At 73.0% G+C, this 1,501-nt stretch carries 1 protein-coding gene and 1 pseudogene; both read right to left on the reverse strand.

What is annotated here, in order from left to right; genetic code table 11:
• A pseudogene (locus tag ACIBG8_RS16030) lies at positions 1 to 517 on the reverse strand (pseudouridine synthase); the annotation flags it as partial.
• A complete protein-coding gene (gene scpB / locus ACIBG8_RS16035) occupies positions 514 to 1,113 on the reverse strand; it encodes an SMC-Scp complex subunit ScpB (protein ID WP_397343941.1) in 600 nt (199 codons plus the stop codon). The pseudogene ACIBG8_RS16030 and the gene scpB, both read right to left, overlap by 4 nt.
• Positions 1,114 to 1,501 lie beyond the last annotated feature (388 nt).

Raw genomic sequence — 1,501 nt, forward strand, 5'->3', positions numbered from 1 at the left:
GGGCGGCCGGACGGTCACCGCGGTAACCACCACGGTCGTCACGGGCCGGGCGGTCGTTGCGGTAGCCGCCGCGGTCGTCGGTGCGGGGGCGGTCATAGGAGGGGCGGTCGGCGGGCTTGCCGTACCCGGCCCTCGAGCCGCTACGGTCCGCGCGCAGGGAGTCACGGGAAGACCCGGAGCCCCCACGGTCGCTTCGGAAGCCACCCTCACGGGCGGGACGGTCACTACGGAAGCCGCCACGGTCGTCACGCGCCGGGCGGTCGCTACGGAAGCCACCCTCGCGAGCCGGACGGTCGCTGCGGAAGCCGCCCTCGCGGGCGGGGCGGTCGCTGCGGAAGCCGCCGCGGTCGTCGCGGGAGCCGCTGGTGTCGTCGCGGCGTGGGCCGCTGCGGAAGCCGCCGTCGTCGCGCCTGTCGTTGGAGCGGAAGGCGGGACGCCCGGTCGAACGGCCCGTCGAGCCGCCGGTGCGTCCACGACCGCGTCCATCACCGGACGGGGTGCTGCGCCTGTTGTTCACTGGGAGATCTCCTCTAGGTTTTCCACGTCGTCAGGCAGGAAGGGCGCCAGCTCAGGGAGCTCGTCGACGCTCTTCAGGCCCAGCCGCTCTAGGAAGTATGAGCTTGTCCGGTAGAGCACTGCCTGGCTCTCCGGGTCGGTGCCGGCCTCTTCGACCAGCCCTCTGGCGACGAGCGTCCGCATGACGCCGTCGCTGTTCACGCCGCGTACTGCGGCCACGCGGGCGCGGCTCACCGGTTGCCGGTAGGCCACGACTGCGAGAGTTTCGAGCGCGGCCTGGGTGAGCCGCGTCTGCTGGCCGTCGCGGATGAACCGCTCGACCAGCGGGGCGCATTCGGCTCGCGTGTAGAACCGCCAGCCGCCTGCTACTTCTCGTAGGTCAAAACCCCGTCCGGCCTCGGTGTATTCCGCCGCCAGCCGATTGAGCGCGGCGACCACCTCGTGCGTGGGCTTTTCGAGGACCTGCGCGAGGGTGATTTCGGCGACGGGTTCGTCGACGACGAGAAGGATGGCTTCAAGCGCCGCATACAACCCCGGCCCACCCTCAGCGGGCCCCGCCTCCACCCCGGAAGCCTCCGCCTCATCGGAAGACCCCAGCGCCTCCCCCACGACCGGCTCACCGGACGCGGGCCTTGCGCCGGACTCCACCGACCCACGACCCGCCGACCCGGCGCTCGAAAGACCCGCCACATCCGACGCATCGGAAGACCCCGCCGCGTCGGAGAGGCCCGTCGCGGGGTCCGCGGCATCGGGGAGGCCCGTCACGGGACCCTCCACCGCGGGACCGCCCTCTGGAGACCCCGTCGCCTCCCCCACGACCGGCTCGCCGGACGCGGGCCTTGCGCCGGACTCCACCGACCCACGACCCGCCGACCCGGCGCTCGAAAGATCCGCCACATCCGACGCATCGGAAGACCCCGCCGCGTCGGAGAGGCCCGTCGCGGGGTCCGCGGCATCGGGGAGGCCCGTCACGGGACCCTCCACC

The sequence above is a fragment of the Nonomuraea sp. NPDC050556 genome, from assembly GCF_044457355.1.
Lineage (GTDB): Bacteria > Actinomycetota > Actinomycetes > Streptosporangiales > Streptosporangiaceae > Nonomuraea.